Here is a 22,630-nt window from a genome sequence, read left to right as displayed (position 1 = left end):
TTTAAGGGAGTTATAAATGAGGAAATTATTAGGGATTTCATTGATTGTTCTGTTATCAGCTTGCGCTAGCCAAACCACGCAACCAGAAGTTGATGATCTCAACGCAGGTGCGGGTGCCGGTTCAGGAGGTAGTGATTTGATGGGATCAGGTTCAGACAGGCCCAGCTATTTCAGTCAACTGCAGGATCCTAACAGTATTTTGTCCCAGCGAAGTGTTTATTACGAATATGATAGCTACACCGTTAAAAGTGAATACAGAGAGCTGGTACTGTCTCATGCCAGGTTCTTGCGTGATAATGCAAGTGCCAGCGTAATCCTGCAAGGGAATACCGATGATCGTGGCAGCCGTGAATACAATCTGGCTTTAGGACAGCGTCGTGCCGATAGCGTCAGAAATATGATGACCTTGGCAGGTGCGCGAGATGAGCAAATTGAATCGGTCAGCTTGGGCGAAGAAAAGCCGCGTGCATTGGGACATGGTGAATCGGCATGGAGTCAGAATCGCCGCACAGATATCCTTTACCGGGGTGAATAAAGATGTTGATACGCGTTTTCTTACTGTTGTTACTGCTAAGCTGTAATGTCAGTTATGCCTCATTGTTTGGTGATAATGAAGCACGCGAACAGATTACCGCATTACGTAAGCAAGTCAGTGAAATGGAAGCGCGTATTGCTAAGATGGAGCAAGCATTGAACAGCCAAGCGTTACTTGAACTCTATGCACAAGTTGAAACGCTTGGGCTCGAATTGGGAAAACTGAACGGACAAATAGAAATGCTGAGTAATGACAATGCCTTGTTACAGAAGCGGCAGCGGGATTTCTATATTGATTTGGACAATCGGTTGCGCCAGATTGAGCAACCTGGTAAGAAGAGTTCTTCCGCTCCTGCAGCGCCAGCAAGCTTTTCCGATAGCACCTCAGTTAAAGAACAAGTAGCTGCACCACCACTAGCTGGTGGTGTGGTGCCGGAAACTTCATCATCGGATGAAGCTGCTGCTTCCGGTGCGCCCGCTTCAAGTGTGGTATCAGCAAATGAACTAGCGCCTTCGGGGCCAGCAGAAAATAGCGCTTATAAAGAAGCGTATGACTTATTCAAGAATGGTGAGTATGCCAATGCAATTGCGCAATTCGAAAGCTTCCTGGGGAATTATCCGCAATCCAATTTGGCACCTGGTGCTGCTTATTGGATTGGCAATGCACGCTATGCACTGCGGGATTATCAACTGGCAATTCACGCACAGAGAAAATTGATTAGCACGTATCCGGATAGCAGCAAGGTGCCGGATGCATTTCTGAATATTGCCAGCAGCCAGCAGGAAATGGGCGATAGCAAGGCAAGTAAGCATACGTTAGAAAATCTGCTGGCAAAATACCCAAATAGTGACGCCGCAAAAAAAGCCAAGCAACGCTTGGCTAACATCAAATAAACTCCTCGCTTGAACAAATAGCCGGTCAATTGTTGTTTTCTGCATTACCTTCAAAGTAATATAATCTGTTTCTTTTTTCTTTCAGGTGATCAATCATTATGCAAGTGTTAGAGACGACAACCTTGCGTATCAGTGAAATTTTCTTTTCGTTACAAGGTGAAACCAGCCGAGTTGGTTTGCCGACGGTTTTTGTGCGTTTGACGGGCTGCCCTTTGCGCTGCGGCTACTGTGATACCGCTTATGCTTTTACCGGCGGTGAGAGTCTATCGATAGCAGAAATACTAAACCAGGTGGCTCGCTATCAAACGAATTATGTAACCGTGACCGGCGGTGAGCCTCTGGCACAGAAAGCTTGCTTGGATTTGTTAACTGCATTATGCGATGCACAGTATTCCGTATCACTTGAAACCAGCGGCGCATTGGATTTATCCAGAGTAGATGTGCGTGTGTGCAAAGTCATGGATATCAAAACCCCGGGTTCGGGTGAAGTAACTAAAAATAACTGGTCCAATCTTGCTCATCTGAAACAACATGACGAAATCAAATTCGTGCTGTGCGATGAAGCAGATTATCAATGGGCTTGCGAAATCATTCATACCAGGCAGTTACAACAAATATGTCCAATCCTGCTTTCACCCGTTTATGGCAGTTTGGATCCAGCGATACTGGCAGCCTGGATATTGCGTGACAGCTTGCCGGTAAGGATGCAGATTCAGATGCATAAACTGCTGTGGGGAGAGGGGCCGGGGCGGTGAAGTTCGTAAAGTTGATCAGCGCATGAAAAAAGCGGTGGTATTGCTATCTGGCGGATTAGATTCTGCAACCATACTGGCGATAGCCCGGAACAGACAATTCGAGTGTTATACCTTGAGTGTCGATTATGGCCAGCGGCATCGATCAGAATTAGAAGCAGCAAAAAAAGTCGCACAATCTTTAGGTTCTCAATCCCATCAGGTTATAAAACTCGATCTGACAACATTCGGTGGATCAGCGCTTACAGACCATTCAATTGAAATTCCAACTTCTGGAGAGAATACAGATATCCCCGTCACTTATGTACCCGCCAGAAATACCATTATGCTGTCGCTGGCGTTGGCATGGGCTGAAACGCTGGATAGTCAGGATATCTTCGTCGGTGTGAATGCAGTCGATTATTCCGGCTACCCGGATTGCCGCCCGGAATACATTACGGCTTTTGAAAATATGGCGAATCTAGCAACCAAGGCAGCCATTGAAGGCAAAAAACTGACCATTCATGCACCGCTGATGCATATGACCAAGAAAGAGATTATCCAGGAAGGAATTGCATCAGGTGTCGATTACAGTTTAACCGTTTCTTGTTATCAGGCTGATGAGCTGGGACGAGCCTGTGGTGTTTGTGATTCTTGTCGTATTCGGCGTGCTGGATTTACTGCGGCAGGCGTAACCGATCTAACACGATATCTGATTATTCCATAAATTATTACAAATGATCTGAAGTCATTTAGGCGTATCAAACTGCTATTTCTTCTGAGGATTATTCTTATTACTTTGTTCGCGCATTTTTTTATCGAGTTTTTCCATTTGCTCGGGTGTTAATACAGCCTGTAAGTTTGTACGTGTTATCTCTTGGATTTGTTGTAATTTCTTCCGCTCTTCATTGAATACAGCTTCAACTTTCTTTTTCTCATTATCGAGTATGGCTTCGACTTTGGTTTTCTGTGTGTCATTCAACCCAAGCTCTTTACTGATTCGATTGATAACTTCCTTGCTATCTGGAGCTGAGTTCTGTTTTTGAGCCAGTGCCACAATTGGGGAAACAAGAATACAGAAAAACAAAATCATGCTGATTGTTTTTTTTTGCACGATGATCTTCGAAAGTTTATTAGTAAGCTGCATTTTAATGGAATGTTTCGATTACATTTTTCGATAATTTCAAGGGGAACGAAAAGCTATTAAGTACGTTCATGGTGAGTTCTCAAACCATGAACGTAATCAATTGGCTCGAAATTTCTTTTAAAAAAGCCCTGAAATGGAACGTGCCAATCCATTGGTCAATTCAACGGCAGCTTCTTCGTACAGCAGATTCACCTTGTTTGCCGTACTGACTACGCGAGTACGATATTTATTCATTTCGCTGACTTTTGTGGAAGACTGTCTTCTTGCACCCCCCACACCTTGCTTAGCATCTTGTTGCCGGTCTTCACGGACGATGACACCTTCCTCGGCGCGTTCAGCTATTTCAACATCAGTAATCGCCATAAACGTGACATCTTTTACCGAGGCATCCGCTATTGTACTGACGATGCCAAACGCAGCCGCGCCGGCCAATCCACCAATCCCCGCACCTGTCCATCCATCCATTGCACCGCCAGCGGCTGCACCCACTGCCCCACCCAGTGCGGCGCTCCCCATACCACCATAGCCAGCTCTTAAAGCAGCTTCTGCGGCGGTAGGGCTGGCCTTGTCAACACTTAAAATATTAGCCTGCAGCCAATAATGCGCTTCTTTGGGATTAGTGGTGATGCGGTAACCTCTGCCTTCCAACGCTCTGGCAACCGGAGGTGTGATATCAAAATTGGTTTTGTCGGAGGTATTGCGGATATTCAGGTAAATAACTCTTTGGCTTGGTTCAATTGGATCTAGAAAAATGGAGTCACTCATTTTAGTTTGAACATCCAGATCTTTCTTGGCAATGGACGTATGAACTGCCGCACACCCACTTAAAATCAAAGAAAACATCATGATTCCGGTCAGTATCCAGGTATTCTTGCTGGTGAAGCGCCCCATTTCATCTCCCTTTTTGTAGTAATTAAATGAAAAACTTTTTATTTAGGATCAACGCAAATTATCTATCAGTTCATTGTCAATTAGCGAATGCACTATTTATGGCTTATACCAGAATTACATTCACCACGGTTCAGAAAATTACCAACCAGAATAATAAGGAAGATAATTATTGGCGGCATAAGAACCACCATAATACGGGCGGGAATAACCTCCAAAGTAACTGCCATAGCCAAAGTTGTTTTGTCCCAAAATACAACCCAAACCAAAACAACCGGGTGCGAAGCTTTGCGTTCTGGTTGGTGTGCCTCTTTGTGTTGCTTCTTTGAGAGCTGATGTTAATGCAGCATCAGTCGGAACACTGAAACGCTTGTTGGTGGTTTCTGCATTAAATCGGTTTTGAATCTCGCTTAAATCTTGAGCGGCAACCGCATTATTCATGAAGAGCATTAGTGCAACAGCATAAAAGATCAAAATAGCTTGTAACGTACGCATTGAACACCTCCTGAGCAAAGATGAGTGAATTAATATTATCAAATAAAGAGTTATCTGTCGTATTTTTTTGAAGATTCTTAAAGATATCTCGTGAATCTGATACTAAGAAAAACTTTACCAACCAATATTCCAGCGAATGGAGGGATATATGCAATTTTGGGTAATATCTCCGTGGTAGTTATATTTGATTTGGTTGTTTTTGCAAATAATCTTTCATTAGCCAAAGATAATGAGAATCTAAGATAACGCTCAGGAACATAGGAACTATTTTGCCACCTTACTTCGAACTACAAGGTATAGCCGTGTGTTTCTCTATCACCTTTCTGATCTTGCTCAGGATTAATCTTAAGGTTAGTCCAAAGGTGTTAAAGGAAGGTATGTTTAGAGGCAAAAAATTCTCTCCGTTAACACCTAAACCTTGTTTCTTAACAATATATTTGTTAAGCAAGCCATTTAAACCATGCTCTGAAGAAATTACTGATTCGCAAAGTTCCCATAAAGCGAATGCCTGAATAAAGGCAGATTTTCCCGAGTTGTTTGAACCTGCTAATAGGCAGAATCCTTCAGGGGTTGATATTGTTTTATCCCTATAGCGTTTGAAGCGATGCAATTCTATCTTTTTAATATTATTGTTTCCAATTAACACCTTTAATGGAAGATTATATTGCGATAGAAATGAAACGCCGTGTTTGTGGTTATACTTTTACTGTGCTGATGCGACATCAGCACTCCGCTCAATGCAAACGCCCAGTTTTTTTACCCCACGTATAATCCCGAGCTTTGCCACGCTGACTTTAACCCACGGCGAATGGAATTCTGTCAGAATGGTTTGCGCGATATGTTCGGCCAATGCTTCCAATAAAGAAAAGTGTCTGTTGGCTAAAATCTCGTTAATTCTTTCAATGATCAATGCATAATCCAAAGCATCTTCGATTTTGTCGGATTGGCATGCGCGGCTGGTGGGAAGTGCGATTTCCAAGTCCAATTGAATCGTTTGCGGAACGATGCGCTCCCACGGGTAGATGCCGATCAAGGTTTTGGCTTTAAAGTCGTGCAGAAAAATAATATCCATTGGTGATTAAGCGCTAAAATGTGCGGGTTATTCGGGAGCTTCCGGAAGTCTTGCGGATGTGAGCGATACGGGATTCTATTCTATTTTGTTCGGGTGGTGCGAATACTCATGACGATATTGGTTTTTGCTTTGCTGGCTTATTTGCTGGGGTCGGTTTCCTTTGCGGTGGTGTCCAGTTGGGTTTTTAAATTGCCCGACCCGCGCACCTACGGTTCAAAGAATCCGGGGGCGACCAACGTGTTGCGCAGCGGCAAGAAGGCTGCGGCGGTTTTGACCTTGCTCGGCGACGCTGGCAAAGGCTGGCTGGCGGTGTTCTTGGCGCAAACTTACTCGCCGGTGTGGGGGCTGGGCGATGAAGCGGTGGCCGTGGCGGCGTTGGCGGTATTCCTCGGGCATGTGTTCCCGATATTTTTGCGTTTCCAGGGCGGCAAAGGGGTAGCGACTGCGGTCGGCGTATTGCTCGGTTTGAATGTGTGGCTGGGGCTGTTAGCGATGGCGACCTGGTTGGCGGTTGCATTCACTTGGCGCATTTCGTCGCTGTCGGCCTTGATCGCAGCGGTATTGGCGCCGCTGTTTAGCGTCGTCCTGCTGGGTTTTGAAGCCGGGACGCTGGCCGTTTCGGCGATGTCACTGCTGCTGATCTGGCGTCACCGGTCGAATATCGTCAATTTGCTGGCAGGGAAAGAAGGCCGTATCGGCGAGAAAAAATCCCCCGATTCTTGATCAATCATCCGGTTCATCAAGCATTTCCAGATTCCAGCGCGCATTGACGGTGAAGCTACTTGCTGGTGGCCAATTTTTATCAGGGGAAGCTAGCAAGCGCATTGCACCAGAAAAAGCAATCATGGCGCCATTGTCGGTGCAAAATTCAAGCTCCGGATAAAAAACGGTCGCTCCTTTTGCAGAGGCTTTGCTGCTGAGATTCTGACGTAACTGATCGTTGGCGCCTACACCTCCGGCGACAACCAGTTGCGTAAGATCGGTCCGTGATAAAGCGGTCAGTGATTTTTCTGTTAATACTTCCACAATCGCTTCTTGAAAAGCTAAAGCAATGTCCGCGCTGGTTTGTTGCGTGATTTCTTGTTTGTTGATCAGGGTGAGTACCGCAGTTTTTAACCCGCTAAAACTGAAATTGAGATCGCCGCTATTGAGCATTGGCCGCGGAAGTTTGAATCGTCCTGACTGGCCTTGCTGAGCCAGTTTTGATAAGGCGGCGCCGCCCGGATAACCCAGTCCGAGTAATTTTGCGGTTTTGTCAAAAGCCTCGCCTGCTGCATCATCAACCGTTTCACCCAGCAATTTATAGTGTCCGACCGCATCCACTTGCATTAATTGCGTATGACCTCCCGATACCAGCAGCGCGATAAATGGAAAGTTCGGTGCCGGTGTGGATAACAGCGGCGATAACAGATGTCCCTCCAGATGATGGATGCCCAGCACAGGAATTTTTAGTGCAAAACTCAGTGCAGCGCCGATGCTGGCACCTACCAGAAGAGCGCCAGCCAGACCGGGACCCTGCGTATAAGCGATAGCATTGATTTCGTGCAATTCGCATTTGGCTGAAAGCAACGTTTCCTTGATCAAGGGCAGTACACGCCGGATATGGTCGCGCGATGCAAGTTCAGGTACGACGCCGCCATATTCACTATGCATTTCAATTTGGGAATAGAGTGTATGGCTCAGCAGACCGCGTTTTGTGTCAAACAGTGCGATTCCGGTTTCATCGCAAGAAGTTTCAATGCCTAAAACTAGCATCAGGAAAAGTGGCGTAATGGCCTGTTAGTGTTTTCCAATCTAGAAATAATTTTGAAAAAAGCTTTGTGATGAAAGATATTCAAGTTGGGTATGTTCTAGGCAGGTTATAAAATGTTTTGCTGCTATTCTAGCATTGCTGCAAGCAATCAGTGTGATTACAAGATGAATCAAACAACCTGAGCTGTATAGAAAATCGGGTCTGTGCTAAAGTTCTGCTTTTGCATTAAAGCGTAGGGTGAAATTATGGATTACAGTTACGAATCTGAGCACACAAAATTTATGCGTGAATTTCTGGAAAAAAATCCGCATATACAAGAAAAGCGACTGGCCGCAAGAAGTATGTGGTGGGATAAAAATCAGAATAGAGAAGAAAACAAGGAATTTAATGAATCTTCAGTTCCCATGAAGCCCTATGTTTATTTCAATGGATAGCATTGCGTAAAGATCCGGTTCTTGTAATCCGGCATCATGCTCTGATTTTTCTCAGGAGTGTTTGTTTGAAGATATTGATTATGTTGTTAACCGTATTCTTCATAACGGCATGTGCGAGCTTATCCGATTCAAAAGAAAAAGCTGAGCTTTTTGAAGAAAAGTTTGTGGGGGAACATTCCGCGCTTGCAAGTTGTGTGGCGAATAAACTGCAGTCCGATGGCAGGTCATTTATGCGTGCCCTGCAATTCAGGAATCGGCAATATCCAGACATGCAAGCGTCGGAGATTCATGCGTACGATACAAGGTATCTGCATAACGCTTATTCGACTTACGCCCCCTCGAATCCCGATGCTATTCTCATCTATGGCAATCCGGCCCCGGAAATTCTGTCAGCTGCACAACGCGGTGAAAATGACAAATCTGTTTACGCGTTTGCCCTGCTGCTACAAAAAATTGATGACACAACAGTCAACGCATCCCTGAAGGGAGATTCATTCATGGGTAATATAGCCTGGAAAATCCTGCAAGCGTGTGCGGCTTCAGCAGCAAAGACCTTGGTTTCATAACTATAGAACCTGTTAGTTGTTATTCCCGGATTTGGCCAGCAGCACATCCAAAGCACGTGCGCTTAAAATGCGCTTGAGAATACCAAAAAGATAAGTGGGAAATGTTACATAATAGCGCGGCTGTGGTTTGGCAGCTTCCAATGCGTGGATTACCCGTTTGAGTACAGCTTCAGGCGGCAGTGTGAAGGGAACGGCTGGACCCGGCTTATTCAAGCGTGCTAATACACCCTGGTATTTTTCGCGGTGAAAGCTGTTTTCAATGTCGATATATTTTGCCAGTGCCTTGACGGCATTCATGCGAAACTGACTGGCGATCGGCCCCGGCTCAATCAGACTGACGTAAATGTTAGTACCTCTTAGCTCTAGCCTGAGCGTGTCACTGAGTCCCTCAATGGCATATTTGGAAGCATTGTACGCACCCCGGAAAGGTAGAGAAACAAAGCCCAGCACCGAACTGTTTTGGATAATTCTTCCGTAACCTTGGCGGCGCATGACCGGTATCGCCAGATTGGTGAGTTCCTGCCAGCCAAAGACATTGGTCTCGAATTGTGCACGCAGGGCATCGCGATTCAAGTCTTCCACGGCACCCGGCAATCCGTATGCGCCATTATTAAATAGGGCGTACAGTTCACCATCCGTACGACGCATAACCTCTTCAAATGCGAAGTGAATCGAGTTTGAGTCGGTTAAATCCAGACGGAAGCTTTCCAAACCTTCGGCCAGAAGCATTTCAACACGGTCTCGTTTTCTGGCTGTGGCGAACACGCGATAGCCGCGTGCATGCAGTGCTTTGGCCACACAGTAACCGATCCCGCTTGAACATCCTGTAATGAGTATGGTTTTTTTCATTTGCTCAGATTTACCTGTGAGTGTGTAATTTATGTACCGGCTATTTTTCATAACTTGACAACAGATTTGATGTGAAGATAGCATCAAATTGCAATGCAAAACTTTCTATAGCAGAAAATAACATAAGAAAAGACCGTCTATGGCAAAAATTTTGTTCCGACTTAATGGCGTACCCGATGATGAAACGAATGATGTGCGCGAATTGTTAACCAATAATGCGATTGATTTTTATGAAACATCGCCGGGCAACTGGGGAGTATCAATGCCGGCAATATGGCTCAGCGATGACGATCAATTTGAGAAGGCGAAAGCATTACTCGATGCTTATCAAAATGAACGAACGGTCAGAATGCGGGAGGAGTACGATCGCTTAAAACAAGAAGGAAAGAATAAAACCTTCGTGGATTCTGTTGCGCAGAATCCTGTGCGTTTTATGATCCATTTGGCACTTGCGTTGTTGGTCATTTATTTGTCTGTCACGCTGGTCCTTGATCTTGCAAAATAGCAGAACGAAAATAGTAACCCAGTCATCAATATTCATCGAATGCGGTATGATAGTAGCCCAAATCCAGAAACAACATCTAAGAAGGAGAAAGATATGAAGTTTACTTTGAAAGCAGTTGCCGCAGTACTTGTCATAGCTCCGCTTTACGCCAATGCAGGTGGAGATCCTGAACACGTTAAATTTCCAGAAGGTTATGAAAAAACCTTTACAAAATATGCAACTATGAATCGCGCGAATCAAACGCAGGTTGCTAAGTTGTATGCCAACGAGGTTGCGATTTCCAGTTATACACAAGGAAATATGAGCGCCTCTGGTGCTGTCATGATTATGGAAATATATACGCCAAAAAAAGATGCAGATGGTAAACCTATTGCAGGTAGTGACGGTACCTTTGAAATCGATTCGTTGTCAGCAGTTGCTGTGATGGAAAAGAGGGATAACTGGGATGCCGCTTTTCCTAAGGAAAACCGTACAGGCGACTGGGGATTTGCTGTTTACAATCCTGACGGCACTGCAAAAAGTAATGATTTGAATTGCGTGCAATGCCATACGCCATTACAAGCACAGGATTACTTGTTCACGTATCAGAAATTGGTTGATTTCGTAAAGAAATAATATATCCAAATGAATTGAGAAGACAATCTTGTTGGTACGGATCGTCTTCTCACAGATGGTGCGATGTTTTTTGAGCTATTAATATGGATGAATGATCTGTAGCATAAGCCCTAAACCGTTACTAATAATTCAACAAATCATAATCTTAGATAAAATCTGGTCGTTTCCGATAACAAAAATTATTCAAAGAATAATTCTCTACTTAATCGAAACAAACGTGATCCATTCTCAATTAGATCCGATGTAAGAACATAATTTTAAGGGAATTCGTATTTCTTGCGAAGCTACTCTAAGGGATCAATAAAGGAAAATTCATGAGGGATGTTGTCATTCTAAGTGGTGTACGCACGGCTATCGGTGACTATGGTGGCGCACTTAAACAGGTTGCTCCAGCTGACTTGGCGGCAAAGGTTGTGCAAGAAGCGGTGTTGCGAGCGGGGATTGATCCAGATGAAGTCGGACACTTGGTTTTTGGCAACGTGATACATGGAGAATCTCGTGATATGTATTTGGCGCGCGTTGCTTGTGTCAACGGCGGCTTACCGCAGCGTACTTCCGCATTGACAGTGAATCGGCTGTGTGGAAGTGGCCTACAAGCGATCATATCGGCGAGTCAAAATATTCTGCTGAATGACACCGATGTGGCGGTCGCCGGTGGTGCTGAATCCATGAGCCGGGGAGGCTATTTGTTACCCGAATTGCGGTGGGGGCAACGCATGAATGACGGTGGTACGGTGGATATGATGATCGGGGCATTGACCGATCCATTCGATAACGTGCATATGGGCATTACTGCCGAGAATATTGCCACTAAATGGCGAATCAGCCGTGAAGTACAGGATGAATTTGCGGTAGAAAGTCATCGCCGCGCCCTTCATGCGATAACAAACGGTTATTTTAAAGAGCAAATATTGCCTATTGAAATAACAATACATAAAGAAAAAATCCTTTTTGATACTGACGAGCATCCCCGTGAAAACACAAATATGGAAACTTTGGCTAAGCTGCGTCCTGTTTTTCAAAAAGACGGTACCGTAACAGCAGGCAATGCCTCCGGTATTAATGATAGCGCCGCTGCACTGGTGCTTATGGAGAGTAAAGCTGCTCAGAAATGCGACTTGAAACCATTAGCACGGCTGGTTTCTTATGGTCATGCCGGTGTTGATCCAAAATATATGGGCATCGGACCCATACCGGCTGTTCAGAGTGCATTGCGGCGCGCGAATCTTGAAATAGCGGATCTTGATGTCATTGAATCCAATGAAGCCTTTGCTGTACAGGCGTGTGCTGTAGCAAAAGAGCTGCAATTTGATCCGGAAAAGACCAATCCGAATGGTGGCGCTGTTGCGTTAGGCCACCCCATCGGAGCGACTGGCAGTATCTTGACGATTAAGGCTATTTATGAGCTGCATCGTTGTGGCGGCAGATATGCCCTGGTGACCATGTGCATAGGTGGCGGTCAAGGAGTGGCCGCAGTATTTGAAAGACTATAAAAGCTTGACTTTACACTTCGGAGAATATTTTAACGGTCTGTTATAGATTGATGGATCCGAATTTTCATTGACTGAGGTGAATGGTTCAGCTATAGTGACGCCTTTTTTAAGCGTAGATAACGCTGTCTGTTCCAAGGGTAGGTAGATAGCATGTCTTGGATAAAAAATAGGCCGCTCAATATTGTTCTGCGTCTGCAATTGTTTGTTACATTGATAGCAGCAATTGTTATTTGGTTTTTCCTAAGTATTCATGGCGCAGTATCGGCGGTACTAGGTGGGGCAGTAAGCGTGATATCCTCGGCAGCATTTGCGATAATTGTATCTCGGCATAAAGGATATACTGCGGAAGGAACAATTAGAACGGCATTAAGGGCTGAAGCAGTAAAAATAATATTGACTGTGAGCATGTTATGGATGGTGTTTAATAATTATGAGAATGTAAATGCATTCGCGTTTATTGGAACGTTTATCCTCAATGTTTTAGTCTATAGCATGGCGTTATTTGTATCAGACGATACAAAATAAGATAAATTTAATGGTAGAGCAGGCAGCGCATGGCATCAGATACAGAACTTACTCCAACATCATACATTAATCATCATTTAACTAATTTAACAACGCAAGTCAGCGAAGGCTCATTTTGGGTTCTGCATGTTGATACCCTGGTTACATCTTTAATTCTCGGTGTTATTAGTTTTGGATCTATTTGGCTGATTGTTCGTAAGGCAACGCCTGGTGTGCCATCAAAACGCCAGGCATTTGTTGAGCTTGCGGTTGAGTTCATTGATAATGAGGTTAAAAATACATTTCATGGCAATCGACATGTGTTTGTTGCACCTACAGCGTTAACGATATTTGTGTGGGTTTTGATGATGAACGCTATGGATATTCTGCCAATAGACATTATGGCTTGGATCTATGAGCATGCATTCGGTTTGCATAATTGGCGGACAGTGCCGACGACAGATGTAAATACAACGTTCGCTTTGGCTCTTTCAATATGGTTCTTGATGCTTTACTTCAATGTAAAGATCAAAGGCTGGGGGGGGTGGATGCATGAGCTCTTTTGTACGCCATTTGGGAAAAATCCGCTGCTATGGGTATTGAATCTGTTGTTTAATTTCATAGAGTATGTTTCTAAGCCGCTATCGCACTCGTTGCGTTTATTCGGGAATATTTACGCGGGTGAAATAATTTTCTTGCTATTAGGTATGTGGGCAGCAACAGGTGTATCGGGTGCAATTTTTGGTGCAATTCTAGGAGCAGGTTGGGCGATATTTCATATCTTGATTGTTACCTTGCAGGCTTTTATTTTTATGATGCTAACAGTAGTCTATATATCCATGGCACATGAATCTCACTAGATTTATAAGCTTTATTTTTGTAGTATATTTTTAATCTTTAACAAAGGGAATCTAAAATGGAGAATTTGCAGTATTTGGCAATGATTCAGGCATATACCGGAATAGGTATTGGTTTGATGATTGGACTTGGTGCGGCAGGCGCGTGTATCGGAGTGGGTGTGATGTGTAGCCGTTTTCTTGAGGGCGCGGCACGTCAACCAGAAATGATACCTACTTTGCAAGGCAAGGTATTTTTGTTGCTCGGCTTAACCGATGCTTCCTTTATTATTGCCGTGGGTTTGGCAATGCTGTTTGCATTTGGTAATCCATTGCTGGCAGTTATTCAATAATAATGTTATTGCTGGATAGATCAGATTTTACAGGCTTGTCATGAATATTAACTTTACTTTAATCTCTCAGGCGGTAGCCTTTTCAGTATTTATTTGGTTTACTGTTAAATTTGTATGGCCGCCGTTATTGCGTGCAATTGAAGAGCGTCAAAAAACTATTGCCGATGGATTGGCGGCTGGAGAACGCGGACGTCATGAATTAGAGTTGGCAAGTCAACGCTCTTCTGATGTATTGAAAGAAGCCAAACAGCGTGCCTCAGAAATAATTTTACAAGCTGAGAAACGAGCCTCAGAGATTGTTGAAGAGTCTAAAAGAACAGCAAAAGAAGAAGGCGATCGTATAATTCTTGGCGCAAAGGCAGATATAGAGCATGAGGTATTTAGTGCAAAGGAAGCGCTACGTCAACATGTTGCTGAACTAGCTGTTGCCGGCGCAGCAAAAATACTGCGACGTGAAGTCGATGCCAAAGCGCATGCCGATATGCTCGTTTCTATTGGGGAAGATTTGAAATAATGGCTGAAGCGATTACAGTTGCAAGACCTTATGCAGAGGCTGTTTATAAGCTGGCAGTTGCTAGTGATAGTTTGGATCAATGGTCAAAAATGTTACAGCTTGCGGTAGAGATTGCAGAAGATGAGCATGTAAAGCCACTCATTGGCAATCCGGTGGTTTCTGCAAAGCAGATCGGAGAATTGTTTCTGGAGATTGGGCGAAATAAATTTAATTCTGATGCTCGTAATCTGATGATGCTATTGGCGGAAAATAAACGGATAACAGTACTATCGCAGATTAATCAATTGTTTGAGCAACTAAAAGCGCAGCACGAAGGTGTGTTGGACGCGAATATCGTAAGTGCATTTACAATGGAAAGTAAGCAACTGAAAAAATTGATCGATGATCTCGAGAAAAAATTTAAGCGCAAGATAGAGGCACAAGTAAGTGTGGATCCAGAATTAATAGGTGGAATTAAAGTTGAAATTGGTGATGAGATTCTTGATGCCTCAGTTCGCGGTAAACTTGAAGCCATGGCCGTTGCCCTTAAAAGCTAGGAGTTAAATGAAATGCAGTTAAATCCATCCGAAATCAGTGAACTGATTAAAAAAAGGATTGAAGGACTTGTTGATACAGCAGAAGTCCGTACACAAGGAACTATTGTTTCTGTAACGGACGGTATTGTGCGTATTCACGGTTTGTCAGATGTGATGCAAGGTGAAATGTTGGAATTTCCCGGTAATACCTTCGGTTTGGCGCTGAATCTTGAGCGAGATTCAGTAGGCGCAGTTATTATGGGCGCATATGAACATATCTGTGAGGGCGATACAGTTAAATGTACTGGACGTATACTCGAAGTGCCTGTTGGAGAAGGCTTGTTGGGCCGTGTTGTGAATTCTCTAGGGCAGCCTATTGATGGGAAAGGACCAATTACTGCAGTAAGGTCTGAGCCTATCGAAAAGATAGCGCCGGGTGTGATTTGGCGTCAGTCTGTCGATCAACCAGTTCAAACAGGTTTGAAGTCGGTAGATTCGATGGTGCCAGTTGGACGTGGGCAGCGTGAATTGATTATCGGCGATCGTCAGACAGGAAAAACTGCTGTGGCTATTGATGCGATCATAAATCAGAAAGGTCAAAACATGTTCTGTATCTATGTCGCGATCGGACAGAAGGCTTCTTCGATAGCAAACGTGGTACGTAAATTGGAAGAACATGGAGCAATGGAATATACCATTGTAGTGGCAGCAACCGCGTCAGAATCCGCAGCAATGCAATTTATAGCACCTTATTCTGGATGCACGATGGGTGAATATTTCCGAGACAAGGGTCAGGATGCGTTGATTGTTTATGACGACTTAACGAAACAAGCATGGGCATATAGACAAATCTCATTGTTATTAAGACGTCCACCAGGCCGTGAAGCGTATCCAGGCGATGTGTTTTATCTTCATTCACGTTTGCTTGAAAGAGCAGCAAGAGTAAGTGTCGCATATGTCGAAAAGGCGACTTCAGGGGCAGTAAAGGGTAAGACCGGATCACTGACTGCTCTACCAATCATTGAAACGCAGGCCGGTGACGTAACTGCTTTTGTGCCAACCAATGTGATCTCAATCACGGATGGGCAAATATTTTTGGAAACAGACTTGTTTAATGCGGGTATTCGACCGGCAATTAATGCAGGCGTGTCCGTTTCTCGGGTTGGTGGTGCGGCACAAACTAAAGTTATTAAGAAATTAGGCGGTGGCATACGCCTGGCATTAGCGCAATATCGTGAATTGGCTGCATTTGCTCAGTTTGCGTCTGATTTAGACGAGGCGACACGTAAGCAGCTTGAGCGTGGAAAAATGGCAACTGAATTGATGAAGCAATCGCAATATGCAACACTTAGTGTTTCAGAAATGGCACTTACTTTGTTTGCCATTAATAATGGTTATTTTGATGATATTGAAGTGAGGCGGGCATTGGCATTCGAATCTGCGCTGAAGAGCTATATACGTAATCAGCATGGAGCAATACTTGATAAGATTGAAAATACTAAAGAGCTAGATGCGGAAACTGAAAAGGATTTAACCGCTGCAATCAAAGAATTCAAGCAAAATGGAACATATTAATAATGGCTGGCAGCAGAGAAGTACGAAATAAGATAAAAAGTGTAAAGAATACGCAAAAGATAACGCGCGCCATGGAAATGGTGGCGGCTTCTAAAATGCGTAAAGCGCAAGATCGTATGAAAAAAGCGCGGCCTTATGGTGAAAAAATACGTAATGTCGCAGCACATATGAGTCGGGCAAATACAGAATATCGACATCCATTTTTGATAGAGCGGGATACGGTAAAACGTATTGGCATTATTATTGTGACTTCAGATAAAGGGCTTTGTGGTGGTTTGAACACTAATGTTCTACGTAAAGCTATTAATCAAATGAAGGCTTGGCAGGCGGATGGTGAACAAATTGAAGTTTGTTGCATAGGCAATAAAGGCCTGGGTTTCATGAGCCGGATCGGTGCAAGTGTTACGTCGCAGGTTATAGGGTTAGGCGATACTCCTGATATGGAGAAACTCATAGGTGCGGTTAAAGTGGTATTGGATGGCTATACGCAGGACCAATTCGATCGAGTGTATGTTTTTTATAATCGCTTTATCAATACTATGAAGCAAGAGCCCGTGATGGAACAGTTGCTGCCATTGACAGATGAGCGTATGCAGAAGGGAGATCAAACTAACGATAAACCAAAAGCTACATGGGATTATATTTATGAGCCCGAAGCAAAGCCTGTTATAGACGATATTATGGTACGTTATGTCGAAGCGTTAATATATCAGGCAGTCACTGAAAATATGGCGTCTGAGCAGTCTGCAAGGATGGTGGCGATGAAGGCTGCATCTGATAATGCAGGAAGTGTCATTGATGAATTGACATTGATTTATAACAAATCTCGTCAAGCGGCAATTACCAAGGAATTGTCGGAAATTGTCGGCGGTGCGGCGGCTGTTTAAAACATTTTTAGTATCTAGTTAGGGAACAACAATGAGTCAAGGAAAAATTGTTCAGTGTATTGGAGCGGTGATTGATGTGGAATTCTCACGTGAATTCATCCCAAAGGTATATGATGCGTTAATAATGGAAGGTTCCGAACTTACTCTGGAAGTACAGCAGCAGCTGGGCGATGGTGTGGTGCGCACAATTGCATTGGGATCTTCGGATGGATTGCGCCGTGGAATGATGGTTAAAAATTCGGGTAAACAAATAACTGTACCTGTCGGGACAAAAACATTGGGACGTATTATGGATGTGCTGGGTCGTCCAATCGATGAGATGGGTGAAATTGGTGCAGAAAAAACCATGTCCATTCATCGAGAAGCCCCCGCTTTCGACGAACTATCGGCATCGACCGAATTATTAGAAACTGGCATAAAAGTTATTGATTTGATTTGTCCGTTTGCAAAAGGTGGAAAAGTCGGATTATTTGGTGGCGCGGGCGTTGGCAAGACCGTTAACATGATGGAGTTAATTCGCAATATCGCGATTGAACACAGTGGCTACTCGGTATTTGCGGGTGTGGGGGAACGTACTCGTGAAGGAAATGACTTTTATCATGAGATGAAAGAATCTAAAGTTCTTGATAAGGTTGCGTTGGTTTATGGACAAATGAATGAGCCACCCGGAAATCGATTGCGCGTAGCGCTGACGGGATTGACCATGGCAGAGTCATTTCGAGACGAAGGTCGTGATGTGTTATTCTTTGTTGATAATATTTACCGTTATACCTTGGCAGGAACTGAAGTATCAGCATTGCTTGGGCGTATGCCGTCTGCAGTGGGTTATCAACCGACACTGGCTGAGGAAATGGGGCGTTTGCAAGAACGGATCACATCGACAAAAACAGGTTCAATTACATCAATACAAGCTGTATATGTCCCAGCTGATGACTTAACAGATCCATCTCCAGCAACAACTTTTGGTCACTTGGATGCGACCGTGGTATTGTCTCGTGATATCGCATCGTTAGGTATTTACCCTGCTGTGGATCCACTTGATTCTACTTCACGCCAGCTTGATCCACAAGTTGTAGGTGAAGAACATTACAATACTGCACGTGCTGTACAGCAAACATTGCAACGCTATAAAGAATTAAGAGACATCATTGCTATTTTAGGTATGGATGAATTATCACCTGAAGACAAATTGGCAGTTAGTCGTGCGAGAAAGATTCAACGTTTCTTATCACAGCCATTTAACGTTGCAGAAGTCTTTACCGGGTCTCCAGGAAAATACGTATCGCTTAAAGATACAATCAAAGGTTTTAAAGGTATTGTTGAAGGCGAGTACGATGATCTGCCAGAACAGGCGTTCTACATGGTTGGTGGCATCGAAGAAGCCGTTGAAAAAGCCAAAACCCTTCAATAAATTGAGAGAAAATATCAATGGGTACTATTTTTCATCTTGATATCGTTAGTGCTGAAGAATCTATCTATTCCGGTCCAGTGGAATTTTTAGTTGCACCAGCACAAATGGGTGAAGTAGGTATTTATCCGCGGCATACTCCGATGTTGACAAGAATTAAATCTGGGATGGTTCGGATAAAAGCACAATTAAAAGAGGAAGAGCTGATATATGTTTCAGGAGGAATGTTAGAAGTTCAGCCTGATATTGTTACCATACTGGCAGATACTGCAGTTCGAAGTCATGATCTTGATGAAGCCAAGGCTATTGAAGCAAAACGTGCAGCAGAAGAGGCTATGAAGAATAAAGTGTCTGAATTAGATTATGCAAGAGCCCAGGCAGAATTAATCGAAGCCATGGCGCAATTGGCCGCAATTGATAAACTAAGAAAACGTGGACACTAATTAAATACGGAATGAAAAAAAGGCGACTTATGTCGCCTTTTTTGTGTATGTTGTCTGAGTTTTAGCTAATTATTTCAACCAAATATCTCCGGTTAGATCAATAAATGATAAAGTATTGAGAAACAAAACACGCTCCTGATCATATCCTCACGCTATACTCCTTATAAATGAAGAGTGTATATTTCGTTATACATGATGAATCGAATTGAATAAACTTAAAAATAAAGGGAGTTCAATATTGTGATTAAACTTAATATAGTAATACTTGCAGCAGGTGAAGGAAAACGCATGCGCTCTTCTCTTCCAAAGGTATTGCATACTTTGGCAGGACGTTCATTGTTAATGCATGTTACTAACACGGCCCGATTGTTATCACCTGATAAAATCTGCATTGTCATCGGGCATGGGGGGGAAATAGTAAAACAATCAATTGCCGGTGATGATTTAACTTGGGTTCTGCAACCCCAACAATTGGGTACCGGGCATGCACTAATGCAAACACTGCCGCATCTTGATAGAGATGGATTGACGCTTATTCTGTATGGAGATGTGCCATTAATCAGCACTCAAACATTGCGAGAGTTAATAGTTAAAGCAGAGGAAAAGCACTGTGTGTTGTTAACTGCTGAAGTCGAGAATCCCTTTGGTTATGGCAGAATTGTGCGCAACCCTGAAACAAGAGCAATTAAAGCTATTGTAGAGCAAAAAGACACCAATACTGAGGAACAAGAGATTCATGAAATTAATACCGGCATAATGCTGGTACCTAATGATTATTTACATAACTGGTTGCCAAAAATTGAAAACAAAAACACGCAGCATGAATATTATTTGACCGATGTCATTGCCTTGTCAGTTCAACAAGGCATTCAAGTCGAATCGTCACAAGCCAAAAATCTTTGGGAGGTAATGGGTATTAATAACAAGTCTCAACTTGCAGAGCTTGAGCGAGTCTATCAAAGACATTGTGCTGATGCGCTTCTGCATCTGGGTGTTAGTTTGATAGATCCATCTCGAATTGATATACGAGGAGAGCTTGTCTGCGGATCGGATGTTGAAATTGATATTGGCTGTATTTTTGAAGGAATGGTTAAGCTGGGTGGTTCTGTAAAAGTGGGGGCGCACTGCATTTTGAAGAATGTAAAGGTGGATACAGACACTACTATACTACCATATAGCATGATTGAAGATGCAGAGATAGGTGAAAATTGCAAGATTGGACCGTATGCACGAATACGTCCTGGAACCAAACTTTCTAACAAAGTGCATATCGGTAATTTTGTCGAGGTGAAGAATAGTCAGATCGCTTTAGGAAGTAAAGCAAATCATTTAAGCTATATTGGCGATTCCATAGTAGGGAAAAATGTCAATATTGGTGCTGGAACAATTACTTGCAATTATGATGGGGCTAATAAGCATCAAACAATCGTAGAAGATGACGTATTTATTGGATCAGACACACAGCTTATTGCGCCAGTGAGAATTTCTAAAGGTTCCACAATCGGAGCTGGATCGACTATCACTAAGGATGTGCCGGAGGGACAACTTACTTTATCCAGATCGAAGCAACTGAGTATTGCTGGGTGGAAGCGACCGCAGAAGCTAAAAATTTAAAATAGAATTATTTATGCAGTAGATTTTGATTTATCAGCTTGAATGGTGAGGAGGGTGAACTATGTGCGGAATAGTTGGTGCAGTAGCTAATGCAAATGTCGTTCCAATGTTGTTGGAAGGATTGCTACGCTTAGAATACCGAGGGTATGACTCTGCCGGACTGGTGGTGACGTGTAATGGCCTGCAAAGATTACGCACGACGGACCGCGTAACCGAACTGCAGAAACTTGCAATTAAGCAGAAGACACAGGGGCTTGCGGGCATTGCCCATACACGCTGGGCGACGCATGGAGCACCGTCAGAACGTAATGCGCATCCCCATTTTTCCGGAACTGTAGGAAAAGATACTAGAATTGCTATCGTGCATAATGGAATAATTGAAAACCATGAAATAATGCGCAAGCGCTTACAGGCGGAAGGGTTTGAATTTATATCGGATACCGATACCGAAGTTATTGCACATCTCATAGCATTTAATCTTAAGCGGACCGCTGATTTATTAAAAGCAGTTTGTGAATCTATTGCTGAATTACAAGGTGCTTACGCAATTGCTGTAATGGAAGAATCTCGACCTGAAAAGCTTGTTGTTGCACGTAACGGAGCGCCATTATTGCTAGGTTTAGGTGAAAGCGGGAATTATGCGGCTTCTGATGCATCTGCATTATTAAAAGCAACCAGGAATATGATTTATCTGGAAGAAGGCGATGTTGCTGAACTGACATGCAACGGATATCGCATTGTCAACTGTCTTAATGGCAGTTTAGTGCAAGAAGTGGCACGTACGGTTCATGAAAGTAATCTGGCGAGTGAAGCAATAGAAATGGGGCCGTATGCACATTTCATGCAGAAGGAGATATTTGAACAACCAAGTGCTGTGGCAAATACGCTGGAAATGGTATTTAGTGCGCAATCAATTTCACCCAATTTATTTGGTAGCGAAGCTGAGAAAATATTTAATAAAACCAGCAGCATTCTGATACTAGCATGCGGAACCAGCTATCATGCAGGCTTAGTTGCTCGTTACTGGCTGGAAACTGTTGCTGGATTGCCATGTAATGTTGAAATAGCGAGCGAATACCGTTATCGTGACCCCATTGCAGACCCCACTACATTAGTGGTTGGTATTTCCCAGTCGGGTGAAACCGCAGATACTCTAGCGGCCATGGGTTATGCGAAGAAACTGGGCCATCACTATAGCCTTGCCATTTGCAACGTACCGGAAAGTGCTCTGATACGGCAAACTGATCTGCGTTTCCTCACCCGGGCAGGTCCGGAAATTGGTGTGGCCTCGACTAAAGCGTTCACTACGCAGCTAGCATCACTCTTACTGCTAACGGTGACACTAGCGAAGATGCGCCATAAATTATCTAATGAAGATGAACAACGGATGATCATGGCGCTACGTCATTTACCGGTAGCTCTGCAGCATGCACTACAAGTCGAACCGCAAGTAAAGATTTGGGCTAAAAACTTTGCACAAAAGCGCCATGCATTATTTCTTGGACGAGGTGTTCATTATCCTGTTGCTATGGAAGGCGCACTTAAGCTCAAAGAGATTTCTTATATACATGCTGAGGCCTACGCGGCTGGGGAATTAAAACATGGTCCGTTAGCTTTAGTAGATAGCGAAATGCCAGTTGTTGCAATTGCGCCCAATGATCAACTGTTGGGTAAACTAAAATCGAATCTGCAAGAAGTGCATGCGCGAGGTGGCGAACTCTATGTGTTTGCGGACGCAGATTCCCAGATAGCGCAAGGAGAGAATCTGCACGTAATCCGATTAGCAGAGCATGCTGGTTTACTCAGTCCAATTCTTCATACGATACCGCTTCAGCTATTGGCTTATCATGTTGCCTTAGAGAAGGGAACTGATGTGGATAAACCACGGAATCTCGCTAAAGCAGTAACAGTAGAATAAGAATAATCTGATAAAGATGGGAATAAATATATTTAATTCTGAAGCATGTTATATAAAATAATTAATCGTTTTAAGTGACTAGAGTTC

Annotated in this window: 27 protein-coding genes; 21 read left to right on the top strand and 6 right to left on the bottom strand. The window is 43.6% G+C overall.

Going from position 1 to position 22,630, the window contains the following annotated elements; all coding sequences use genetic code 11:
- Positions 1-16 precede the first annotated feature (16 nt).
- From pal to queC, 4 genes are all read left to right on the top strand, one after another.
- Positions 17-535, top strand: coding sequence for a peptidoglycan-associated lipoprotein Pal (gene pal, locus K2P83_RS04875; RefSeq protein WP_292926844.1), 519 nt, complete (start codon positions 17-19; stop codon positions 533-535).
- A gap of 2 nt (positions 536-537) precedes the next feature.
- On the top strand, positions 538-1,428 hold the full coding sequence (ybgF, locus tag K2P83_RS04870) for a tol-pal system protein YbgF (protein ID WP_292926842.1): 891 nt from the start codon (positions 538-540) through the stop codon (positions 1,426-1,428).
- 98 nt (positions 1,429-1,526) lie between these two features.
- Entirely contained in the window at positions 1,527-2,183 is a 657-nt protein-coding gene (queE, locus tag K2P83_RS04865) for a 7-carboxy-7-deazaguanine synthase QueE (protein WP_292926840.1), read from the top strand.
- A 22-nt stretch (positions 2,184-2,205) separates the two neighbouring features.
- Positions 2,206-2,886, top strand: a complete 681-nt coding sequence (queC, locus tag K2P83_RS04860) for a 7-cyano-7-deazaguanine synthase QueC (protein ID WP_292926838.1) — start codon at positions 2,206-2,208, stop codon at positions 2,884-2,886.
- A gap of 42 nt (positions 2,887-2,928) precedes the next feature.
- On the opposite strand, the gene K2P83_RS04855 is transcribed toward queC, so the two are convergent.
- From K2P83_RS04855 to K2P83_RS04840, 4 genes are all read right to left on the bottom strand, one after another.
- Positions 2,929-3,273 carry a hypothetical protein gene (locus tag K2P83_RS04855; RefSeq protein ID WP_292926836.1) on the bottom strand — a complete coding sequence of 115 codons (345 nt, stop codon included), beginning with the start codon at positions 3,271-3,273 and terminating at the stop codon, positions 2,929-2,931.
- A gap of 150 nt (positions 3,274-3,423) precedes the next feature.
- The gene (locus K2P83_RS04850; RefSeq protein ID WP_292926834.1) at positions 3,424-4,197 is read right to left on the bottom strand and encodes a complement resistance protein TraT; all 774 of its coding nucleotides are present in this window, start codon (positions 4,195-4,197) and stop codon (positions 3,424-3,426) included.
- Positions 4,198-4,335: 138 nt separating this feature from the next.
- Positions 4,336-4,689 carry a hypothetical protein gene (locus K2P83_RS04845; protein ID WP_292926832.1) on the bottom strand — a complete coding sequence of 118 codons (354 nt, stop codon included), beginning with the start codon at positions 4,687-4,689 and terminating at the stop codon, positions 4,336-4,338.
- A 703-nt stretch (positions 4,690-5,392) separates the two neighbouring features.
- Positions 5,393-5,761 (bottom strand): dihydroneopterin aldolase, encoded by a 369-nt coding sequence (locus tag K2P83_RS04840; RefSeq protein ID WP_292926830.1) that lies wholly within the window; start codon positions 5,759-5,761, stop codon positions 5,393-5,395.
- 102 nt (positions 5,762-5,863) lie between these two features.
- On the opposite strand from K2P83_RS04840, the gene plsY reads away from it, so the two are divergent.
- Positions 5,864-6,484, top strand: a complete 621-nt coding sequence (gene plsY, locus K2P83_RS04835; protein ID WP_292926959.1) for a glycerol-3-phosphate 1-O-acyltransferase PlsY — start codon at positions 5,864-5,866, stop codon at positions 6,482-6,484.
- Here the strand turns inward: plsY and tsaD are convergent, their stop codons facing one another.
- Entirely contained in the window at positions 6,485-7,516 is a 1,032-nt protein-coding gene (gene tsaD / locus K2P83_RS04830; RefSeq protein WP_292926828.1) for a tRNA (adenosine(37)-N6)-threonylcarbamoyltransferase complex transferase subunit TsaD, read from the bottom strand.
- 243 nt (positions 7,517-7,759) lie between these two features.
- Between tsaD and K2P83_RS04825 the strand changes: the two genes are divergently transcribed.
- Entirely contained in the window at positions 7,760-7,948 is a 189-nt protein-coding gene (locus K2P83_RS04825; RefSeq protein ID WP_292926826.1) for a DUF3460 family protein, read from the top strand.
- A 65-nt stretch (positions 7,949-8,013) separates the two neighbouring features.
- Positions 8,014-8,514 (top strand): hypothetical protein, encoded by a 501-nt coding sequence (locus tag K2P83_RS04820; RefSeq protein ID WP_292926824.1) that lies wholly within the window; start codon positions 8,014-8,016, stop codon positions 8,512-8,514.
- A 12-nt stretch (positions 8,515-8,526) separates the two neighbouring features.
- Here K2P83_RS04820 and K2P83_RS04815 read toward each other — a convergent pair whose 3' ends face one another.
- On the bottom strand, positions 8,527-9,363 hold the full coding sequence (locus K2P83_RS04815) for an SDR family oxidoreductase (RefSeq protein WP_292926822.1): 837 nt from the start codon (positions 9,361-9,363) through the stop codon (positions 8,527-8,529).
- 139 nt (positions 9,364-9,502) lie between these two features.
- Here K2P83_RS04815 and K2P83_RS04810 point away from each other — a divergent pair, with 139 nt between their 5' ends.
- From K2P83_RS04810 to glmS, 14 genes are all read left to right on the top strand, one after another.
- A complete protein-coding gene (locus K2P83_RS04810) occupies positions 9,503-9,868 on the top strand; it encodes a DUF6164 family protein (protein ID WP_292926820.1) in 366 nt (121 codons plus the stop codon).
- 105 nt (positions 9,869-9,973) lie between these two features.
- Positions 9,974-10,483, top strand: coding sequence for a cytochrome P460 family protein (locus tag K2P83_RS04805; RefSeq protein WP_292926818.1), 510 nt, complete (start codon positions 9,974-9,976; stop codon positions 10,481-10,483).
- 314 nt (positions 10,484-10,797) lie between these two features.
- Positions 10,798-11,976, top strand: coding sequence for an acetyl-CoA C-acyltransferase family protein (locus K2P83_RS04800; protein WP_292926816.1), 1,179 nt, complete (start codon positions 10,798-10,800; stop codon positions 11,974-11,976).
- 150 nt (positions 11,977-12,126) lie between these two features.
- Complete coding sequence (locus K2P83_RS04795; RefSeq protein WP_292926814.1) at positions 12,127-12,501, top strand: ATP synthase subunit I; 375 nt, start codon at positions 12,127-12,129, stop codon at positions 12,499-12,501.
- A gap of 29 nt (positions 12,502-12,530) precedes the next feature.
- On the top strand, positions 12,531-13,340 hold the full coding sequence (atpB, locus tag K2P83_RS04790; protein WP_292926812.1) for a F0F1 ATP synthase subunit A: 810 nt from the start codon (positions 12,531-12,533) through the stop codon (positions 13,338-13,340).
- Positions 13,341-13,396: 56 nt separating this feature from the next.
- Complete coding sequence (gene atpE / locus K2P83_RS04785; RefSeq protein ID WP_013646518.1) at positions 13,397-13,669, top strand: F0F1 ATP synthase subunit C; 273 nt, start codon at positions 13,397-13,399, stop codon at positions 13,667-13,669.
- Between the two features lie 40 nt (positions 13,670-13,709).
- On the top strand, positions 13,710-14,183 hold the full coding sequence (locus K2P83_RS04780; RefSeq protein WP_292926810.1) for a F0F1 ATP synthase subunit B: 474 nt from the start codon (positions 13,710-13,712) through the stop codon (positions 14,181-14,183).
- Positions 14,183-14,719 carry a F0F1 ATP synthase subunit delta gene (locus tag K2P83_RS04775; RefSeq protein ID WP_292926808.1) on the top strand — a complete coding sequence of 179 codons (537 nt, stop codon included), beginning with the start codon at positions 14,183-14,185 and terminating at the stop codon, positions 14,717-14,719. The genes K2P83_RS04780 and K2P83_RS04775 overlap by 1 nt, the downstream gene beginning before the upstream one ends.
- Before the next feature lie 12 nt (positions 14,720-14,731).
- On the top strand, positions 14,732-16,273 hold the full coding sequence (gene atpA, locus K2P83_RS04770) for a F0F1 ATP synthase subunit alpha (RefSeq protein WP_292926806.1): 1,542 nt from the start codon (positions 14,732-14,734) through the stop codon (positions 16,271-16,273).
- A gap of 2 nt (positions 16,274-16,275) precedes the next feature.
- A complete protein-coding gene (gene atpG, locus K2P83_RS04765) occupies positions 16,276-17,160 on the top strand; it encodes a F0F1 ATP synthase subunit gamma (protein ID WP_292926804.1) in 885 nt (294 codons plus the stop codon).
- 31 nt (positions 17,161-17,191) lie between these two features.
- The gene (atpD, locus tag K2P83_RS04760; protein ID WP_292926802.1) at positions 17,192-18,571 is read left to right on the top strand and encodes a F0F1 ATP synthase subunit beta; all 1,380 of its coding nucleotides are present in this window, start codon (positions 17,192-17,194) and stop codon (positions 18,569-18,571) included.
- A gap of 17 nt (positions 18,572-18,588) precedes the next feature.
- Complete coding sequence (locus K2P83_RS04755; RefSeq protein WP_292926800.1) at positions 18,589-19,011, top strand: F0F1 ATP synthase subunit epsilon; 423 nt, start codon at positions 18,589-18,591, stop codon at positions 19,009-19,011.
- Positions 19,012-19,251: 240 nt separating this feature from the next.
- The gene (glmU, locus tag K2P83_RS04750) at positions 19,252-20,625 is read left to right on the top strand and encodes a bifunctional UDP-N-acetylglucosamine diphosphorylase/glucosamine-1-phosphate N-acetyltransferase GlmU (RefSeq protein ID WP_292926798.1); all 1,374 of its coding nucleotides are present in this window, start codon (positions 19,252-19,254) and stop codon (positions 20,623-20,625) included.
- Positions 20,626-20,686: 61 nt separating this feature from the next.
- On the top strand, positions 20,687-22,543 hold the full coding sequence (glmS, locus tag K2P83_RS04745) for a glutamine--fructose-6-phosphate transaminase (isomerizing) (protein ID WP_292926796.1): 1,857 nt from the start codon (positions 20,687-20,689) through the stop codon (positions 22,541-22,543).
- Positions 22,544-22,630: the final 87 nt, after the last annotated feature.

Origin of the sequence: Nitrosomonas sp., assembly GCF_019752415.1 — a bacterium.
Lineage (GTDB): Bacteria > Pseudomonadota > Gammaproteobacteria > Burkholderiales > Nitrosomonadaceae > Nitrosomonas.
Note: the sequence above shows the minus strand (reverse complement) of the source record. Positions and strands in the feature narration are given on the sequence as shown.